8 protein-coding genes are annotated in these 6,858 nt (G+C 64.5%); all 8 read left to right on the forward strand.

The features are described from left to right. Positions 1-67 precede the first annotated feature (67 nt). Entirely contained in the window at positions 68-637 is a 570-nt protein-coding gene (locus KBT70_RS09980) for a phosphonate C-P lyase system protein PhnH (protein ID WP_037239973.1), read from the forward strand. 1 nt (position 638) lies between these two features. After that, complete coding sequence (locus KBT70_RS09985) at positions 639-1,829, forward strand: carbon-phosphorus lyase complex subunit PhnI (RefSeq protein ID WP_051922137.1); 1,191 nt, start codon at positions 639-641, stop codon at positions 1,827-1,829. Next, entirely contained in the window at positions 1,826-2,713 is an 888-nt protein-coding gene (locus KBT70_RS09990; protein ID WP_037239970.1) for an alpha-D-ribose 1-methylphosphonate 5-phosphate C-P-lyase PhnJ, read from the forward strand. Before KBT70_RS09985 ends, KBT70_RS09990 begins: the two co-directional genes overlap by 4 nt. Beyond that, a complete protein-coding gene (locus KBT70_RS09995; protein WP_037239966.1) occupies positions 2,698-3,534 on the forward strand; it encodes an ATP-binding cassette domain-containing protein in 837 nt (278 codons plus the stop codon). Before KBT70_RS09990 ends, KBT70_RS09995 begins: the two co-directional genes overlap by 16 nt. Further along, complete coding sequence (locus KBT70_RS10000) at positions 3,531-4,268, forward strand: ATP-binding cassette domain-containing protein (RefSeq protein WP_037239963.1); 738 nt, start codon at positions 3,531-3,533, stop codon at positions 4,266-4,268. The genes KBT70_RS09995 and KBT70_RS10000 overlap by 4 nt, the downstream gene beginning before the upstream one ends. Further along, positions 4,265-5,455, forward strand: a complete 1,191-nt coding sequence (locus KBT70_RS10005) for an alpha-D-ribose 1-methylphosphonate 5-triphosphate diphosphatase (RefSeq protein ID WP_057821629.1) — start codon at positions 4,265-4,267, stop codon at positions 5,453-5,455. The genes KBT70_RS10000 and KBT70_RS10005 overlap by 4 nt, the downstream gene beginning before the upstream one ends. Before the next feature lie 8 nt (positions 5,456-5,463). Next, complete coding sequence (locus tag KBT70_RS10010) at positions 5,464-6,513, forward strand: extracellular solute-binding protein (protein WP_037239960.1); 1,050 nt, start codon at positions 5,464-5,466, stop codon at positions 6,511-6,513. A 69-nt stretch (positions 6,514-6,582) separates the two neighbouring features. Further along, a partial coding sequence (locus KBT70_RS10015) for a hypothetical protein (protein WP_296632224.1) occupies positions 6,583-6,858 on the forward strand: 276 nt, incomplete at its 3' end.

The following is a 6,858-nucleotide window of genomic DNA, read 5'->3' on the forward strand; positions in this document are numbered from 1 at the left end:
GAAGGCGGCGAGGTCGAGGCCTATGACGCCAATGACTATTCAACTGATCGATAAGGGAGAGATACGCGTGAGAGATGAGATCAATCCGCTGGGGCCGGACCCGTTCGAGACCCAGGCCTTGGGTCGCGCCGCGCTGACGGCGCTGGCCTATCCGGGCCGGGTGATCGGCTGTGATGCTGCCCTTGCCGGTCTGTTGCGCACCTTCGTGCCGACCGGCACACGCCTGCATCTGGATCCGGCCTTCGAGGCTGCGGGCGTGGCAGGCCCCGACGGCGCGCGCCCTGTCGGCCCCGAGCGCGCTACGGTTGCTGCGGCACCGGCGGCGCGGGCCGCGATCATACTGCCCGCCCTGCCGCGCGGCACGCTGCTGCACCCGGAAGAGGGGGCTTTGCTGATCGTCATGGTCGCAGGTTTGGCGGAGGCCGAAGGCGGACCCCGCTATCGTGTCAGCCGGGGCGCGGCCGGCGGGCGGACACGCGATCTGAGCGTCACCGGCTTGCCCGACGGCTTCGTAGCCGCTCGCGCTGCCGCCACGGCCGACTATCCGCTCGGTGTGGACATTTTGCTTGTCGATGAGACGACGGGCAGACTCGCGGGGCTGCCGCGGCATGTGCGTCTTGCGCACGGGGAGGAGTGAGATGGGCTATACCGTTGTTCGTGGCGGCACGAGGGCGATGCTGGCGGCCGAGGAAATGCTCGATGCGGTGCGCCTTGGCGCATTTCGCGCCGCACCAGAGGCCGCGCCCGAAGTTGCACAGCAGGTGGAGATGATCCTGTCGGCGCAGCGCCATGCGGTGGATCGGGTGATGTGCGAGGCGGGGCTTTATGCGCCGCGCTTGGCCGCGCTGGCGATCGTCCAGTCCGAAGGCGACGTGATCCATGCCTCTTTTGTGTTGCGCGCGTTGCGGGTAAGCCTGCCGCGCCGGGGAACCGCAGAACCGCTCGACATGGACCGGATGCGGGTGTTGCGGCGGCTGTCCTCGGCGTTCAAATCGGTGCCAGGCGGGCAGTTCCTTGGTCCGACGCGCGATTATACACTGCATTTCCTGCGTCACGATCTGCTGCGCGAGGTGCCGCAGACGCGCCGAGCCGAGGCCTTGGCCGCGCTCGGGGCCGATGGTGCCGGGCAAACCGCTCCGCTTCCGGCGATGCTGCGTGTTGTGGAGGTGCTGCGCGAGGCTGGGCTGGTCAAGCAACCCGCTGAGGCCCCCGAGGCCGAGCCCGCCGATATCACCATGGCACCGATGCGCTTTCCGCGCCCAGCCCGGTCGGCGCGGTTGCAGGCGCTGGCCCGAGGCGAGAGCGGGATGCTGATCGGCCTCGCCTATTCCTCTTTGCGTGGCTATGGCCATTCGCACCCCACCCTCGGTGAATTGCGCGTCGGCCATGTGCCCGTGCGGCTGAGTCACCCAATATGGGATTTCGACGTGGACATCGGCGAGGTGCCTGTCACGCAGGTTGATGCGATCATCTCCGGCGTGGGCACGATCTCGACCAGCGGTGATGATGAGGATGGGCTGCGTCTGGCGCTCGGCTTCGGCGCGGCGCTCGGTCAACAGGAAGAGCGCGCCATCGCCATGTCGATTCTCGATGGCTGTCTCGAAGAGGGAGACGCGGAAGAGGGCGGACCGTCCGACGATACCGAGTTCGTGCTCTACCATTGCGACGGTGTCGAGAGCCTCGGCTTTGTCGAGCATCTGAAAAAGCCGCATTACATGCTCTTCGCTTCGGTGATGGATCGGATGAGCGCGGCAAATGCAACCAGGCGGAACGCTGTCGGCGACACCGTGGCGACGCCCGAAACCGAACCCATGGAGGCCGGAGAATGACCGAGCGTTTCACGACCGGGGCCTGGGATGCGCCCTGGCCCTTTGCCTATCTGGACGAGTTCATGAAGGCCTCGGTCCGGCTTGCGGTGCTGCGTGCAGTCTGCATTCCCGGATATCAGGTGCCCTATGTCTCAGAGGAGGTGCCGATTGCGCGAGGCTATGGCTCGGGCGGATTGCAGGTCACGCTGTCGCTGATCGGCCCCGATGACCGTTACAAGATCATCGACGAGGGCGATGACGAGACGGTGAACGCCGTCAACCTGCGGCGCATGGTCGGGCTGGTGACGGGGGCTGTCGCCACCACAGATCCCGAACGTGCCGATCTCATTCAGACCCGTCACAAGGTGCCGGAGGTGCCATTGCGCGAGGATCAGATCGTGATCCTTCAGGTCGCCTTTCCCGATGCGTTGCGGTTTTTCGAACGCTCCGAGGCGGTTGCGCGGCAGATGCACGCCGAGAGGGATTACAGCAAGCTTTGGCTCAGGCTCTATGAAAGCGTCATCGCCCATGGCGAGATCATGATCGGCGGGCGCTATCCGGTGATGATCGAGGGGCGCTATGTGCTTGATCCCACCCATGTGCCACGCTGGGATCTGCCCAAGCTCGATCATTCGCCGGCGCTCTTCATCTTCTGCGCCGGCCGGGAAAAGCGCATCTACGCCATCCCGCCCGATACCACGGTAGAGCCCTTGGGCTTTGAGGATCATCCGTTCCGCGTCGAGGATCAGACCGGGCGATCCTGCCGTCTATGCGGCTCGACCGAGAGCTTTCTCGCCCCTGCGCTCGGGCCGGACGGCGAGATGACCTGGACCTGTTCAGACAGTGCCTGGTGCCGCAAATGCCGCGGTGAAACGCTGGAGGACATGACATGGCAAACCCTGTGATCCGGGTCGAAAACCTGTCGCTGCGCCACGGCGCGCGACCCTGCGCGGGGAATTGCCCGGCGATGGAGGCCACGACCCAAAGTGCCGTCTGCCCGGTCTGCGGCGCGGTCTGGGCGCTGCGCGATGTGTCCTTCGAGGTTTGGCCGGGCGAGATTTTCGGCATTGTCGGTGAAAGCGGCGCGGGCAAGACCAGCCTCATCGACATGCTCGATTTCCGCGCCGAGCCGACGTCAGGCGCGATTTATTACAACGGTTGGCGGGAAGGGAAGCAGCCGCTCCACGATGCCTCTGCCGAGGAGCGGCGCGCGCTGCGCAATTCCGATCTCGGGATCGTCTATCAGAACCCGCGCCGCGCGCTGATGATGGGCATGAGCGCGGGCGGCAACGTGATCGAGCGGATGCTAGCCGCAGGCGAGCGGCATATCGGGAGGATGCGCAGCCGCGCGCATGGCCATCTAGATCACATGGAACTGGGCGACCGGATGGATGTCGAGACCATGACGCTCAGCGCCGGGATGCGCCAGCGGGTGCAGATCGCGCGCGCATTGGCCAACCGTCCGCAAGTGCTTTTGCTTGATGAGCCGACAACCGGCCTCGATCTCTCGGTGCAGGCGCGCACGCTCGATCTCATCCGCAAAGTGCAACGCGAGCTTGGCCTGACGGTGATCCTCGTGACCCATGACTGGGGCGTTCTGCGGCTTCTGGCGCGGCGTGCGATTGTGCTCAAGGCGGGCCGCGTCGTGGAAAGCGGCATGGTCACGCAACTCATGGAAGACCCCCAAGCCCCCTATACCCAACTATTGGTGAGTTCCGCACTATGACATGCCCCCCCGTTCTGGAGGTGGCAAACCTCAGCAAGACCTTCACCTTGCATCTTCTTGGCGCGCGCGAAATCGTGGCGCTCAATGATGTGTCTTTTGCCCTTGCCGAAGGCGAGTTTCTGGCGCTCACGGGGCGCACGGGCGCAGGGAAATCGACGCTGATCAAGACCTTGCTGCATTACAACCGACCAACCGGGGGGTCTGTGCGGTATCGGCGTGCCGATGGCACGGTGCTCACGCTGGCCGATCTGCCGGTGATCGACCTCATCGCGTTGCTCGAAGGCGAGATTGGCTACGTTTCGCAGCATCTGAGCGTTGTGCCGCGGGTCGGTGCGCTTGATCTGATGATCGAGGCGGCACTCCATGACGACCGCGCCCGTGCCGAGGCCGAGGCGCTGGCGCTGTTCGAGCGGCTTTGCCTGCCCGAGGCGCTGGCACCGGTCTATCCGGTGACGTTTTCGGGCGGCGAGAAGCAGCGTTTCAATCTTGGCCTCACGCTGATGCGGCACCCGCGTTTGCTGATCCTCGATGAGCCGACCGCCGCGCTCGACCCCGCGACGCGGGAGGTCGTGATCGACCTACTGGCGGACCTCAAGGTCGCCGGCACCTCGACCATCGCCGTGCTGCACGACCGCGTTGCCGTGGATCGGCTGGCCGATCGCGAAATCGAAATCAACGACGGGCGGATCATGGCCGAGACGCCAATCTGTCGCAAGGAGGAAACTGTCCTATGACCCTTGTTATTGAAAACGCCCAGATCGTTCTGCCCGATCGTGTTGTCGAGGGGGCGCTTTGCCTTGAAGACGGGCGCATCACCGACATCCGCGAGGGGGCGGGCGCACCGGACGGGGCCGGACAGGTGATAGACGCCGAAGGCGATTGGCTTATCCCTGGCTGCATAGACCTGCATGGCGACGATATCGAATTCGAGATCGGCGCGCTTGGCCCGCGTGCCGGCACCTTGCGCATGCCGGTCGAATTGGGGCTCATCCAATCCGACAAGAACGCCGCCGCTTGGGGGATCACCACGAAACTGCACGCCATCGCCTATTTCGAGGACGAGGCCAAGAACCGCTCCAAACGGCTTTCGAGGCAGATCATGGACGCGATCCGTGATCACGCGGCGGCGGGGCGGCTACTGGTTGAGCACTGGGTGGACCTGCGATACGAGGTGACTGCCGATCCAGCCTATACGCTCGAGGCGATGGCGCATCCGGTTGTGCGGATGATCTCAGTCATGGATCATACGCCCGGCGAGGGGCAGTTTGCTGATCTGGAAAGTTACAAGGCCCTGAACCGGCAGTTGACCGATGCCGATGATGACGAGCTTGAACGGCTGGTCGCCGAGAAACAGGCGCGTGCCCATCTCAAGACGGCGCATGAAGCCCTAGTCGCCGCGCGCGCGCATGAACTTGGCCTGATCATCGCCTCGCATGACGACAATAGCGCAGCTCGGGCCGAGGCATGGTACGCATTAGGTGGTCGCCTGTCGGAAATGCCCGTCCGTCTGGAGGCGGCAGAGCGCGCCCACGCCTTGGGTATGTTTGTCAGCATGGCAGGTCCTAATTTGCTGCGCGGCGGCTCGGCCAGCGGCAACCTGAACCTGATCGAGGCGCTGGCAGTGGGCGCATTGGATGCGATCTGCTCGGACTACTATCCGCCTGCGCTGGTCTGTGGCGCGTTCAAACTCGTTCAGGACGGACATATCCCCGATCTCTTTGACGCGATCCGGCTGGTCAGCAGCGGCCCTGCCGCAGCACTTGGCCTAACTGATCGCGGTGCCATCGCCCCCGGCTTGCGGGGCGATCTGGCACAGGTCTCGACCCGGCTCGGCCATCCGGTCGTGCGCCGGACCTTCCTGGCCGGAGACCTCGTTTACGAGGACCGCCGGTTCGAGAAAACCCCAACCAACCGCTGCTAGAGGATATCATGAAAAACTTTCTTACCGCGACCTGCACCGCGCTGACGCTGGCCATCACCGGCCCTGTCGTCGCCGAAGAACTGACCGTTTATGACCTGCCCAGCAAATACATGAACTGGGCCGGTCTGGTGGAGGCCTATGAGGCCAAGACCGGCATTCGCCCCACGCTCGACCTCAAGAACGGATCGAGCACCGCGCTGGCCGCGCTCAAGCTCGAGGCGGCAAACCCGATCGCCAATGCGGCGTTCTGGTCGCTCGACATCGCCTCTGAGGCCAAGGCTTCCGGCGTCACTGCCCCGCTCAAGGTTGCGCGTTTTGACGAGATCCCCGCAGACCTGCGCGACCCGGAACACTATTGGTGGGGCGTCGGAACCGCCAATATCGTGATCGGCGTGAATACGGACGTCCTGGAACGTCGCGGCCTGCCGCTGCCGACCTCGTGGGCCGATCTGCTCGACCCGAAATACAAGGGGCTTGCCTGTTCGATGGATCCGACCTGGTCGGGCACTGCCTCGGTGTTCATGTATTCGATGAATGCGATCCTGGGCGGCACGCCTGACGATTTCACCACGGGCTTCAACTTTCTCAAGGCGTTCCAAGACAACGGTCACAGCTACCGCACCGAGATCGTGGCACCGCGTCTGGCGCAAGGCGAATGCCCGATCACCATTGATGCCGAGGGCAACATCCTGATCGAAAGGGCCAATGGCGCGCCGGTCGATGTGGTCGTTCCCTCGGAAGGTGTGGCGGCGGTGCCGCTCGGCATGGGGTTTGCCAAAGGTGCCCCCGAACCCGAGAAGGCCGCCGATTTCCTGAACTGGGTGCTGAGCGACGAGGCACAGGAAATCATCGCGCGCTCCTATTTCCGGCCTGTCATCGCCAGTGCGATCCCGGCGGAGATGTCGGATGCCTTCCCCGAGATCGCCCGTCAGGTGCCTGTGGACATCCCCCATGCCGCCGCCAATGTCGGCAATCTCAAACGCGCCTTCACCGCTGCCGTGCTGCAAGGCGGCGATGTCAAGGCTGCGCTGAGCGAAATCGGTCTGGCGGGAAGCTGAACCATCGCGCCGGGGGCGGCTTGCCTGCCCCCGGCCCCTTTTCCAATCTGACCGACCGGGGTCTTTGCCATGCGCGCCTTCATGATCGTAACGACCATAGCCCTGCTGGGCATATTCGCCCTCGGCCTGGCCTATCCGCTGGCAACTGTGATCCTCGTCAGCCTGACCGGCGAGAGTGGCGCGCCGACGCTTGATGTCTATCGCCGGGTCTTTGCGAGCGGCTACTTCATGCAGGCGCTGGCCGAGACCGTGATGTTCTGCCTTGTGACCTCGTTCATCGCGACGGCGTGGGCTCTGCCCCTGGCCTGGCGGATCGGGCGCAACGGGGCGGGGGCGCATTTCCTG

The sequence above is a fragment of the Roseovarius sp. genome (genome assembly GCF_018066915.1).
GTDB lineage: Bacteria > Pseudomonadota > Alphaproteobacteria > Rhodobacterales > Rhodobacteraceae > Roseovarius.

Bases quoted from the DNA above. Each gene is read 5' to 3' on its own strand.
- KBT70_RS09985 (WP_051922137.1), top strand. From the start codon at position 639: ATGGGCTATACCGTTGTTCGTGGCGGCACGAGGGCGATGCTGGCGGCC.
- KBT70_RS09990 (WP_037239970.1), top strand. From the start codon at position 1,826: ATGACCGAGCGTTTCACGACCGGGGCCTGGGATGCGCCCTGGCCCTTT.
- KBT70_RS09995 (WP_037239966.1), top strand. From the start codon at position 2,698: ATGGCAAACCCTGTGATCCGGGTCGAAAACCTGTCGCTGCGCCACGGC.
- KBT70_RS10000 (WP_037239963.1), top strand. From the start codon at position 3,531: ATGACATGCCCCCCCGTTCTGGAGGTGGCAAACCTCAGCAAGACCTTC.
- KBT70_RS10005 (WP_057821629.1), top strand. From the start codon at position 4,265: ATGACCCTTGTTATTGAAAACGCCCAGATCGTTCTGCCCGATCGTGTT.
- KBT70_RS10010 (WP_037239960.1), top strand. From the start codon at position 5,464: ATGAAAAACTTTCTTACCGCGACCTGCACCGCGCTGACGCTGGCCATC.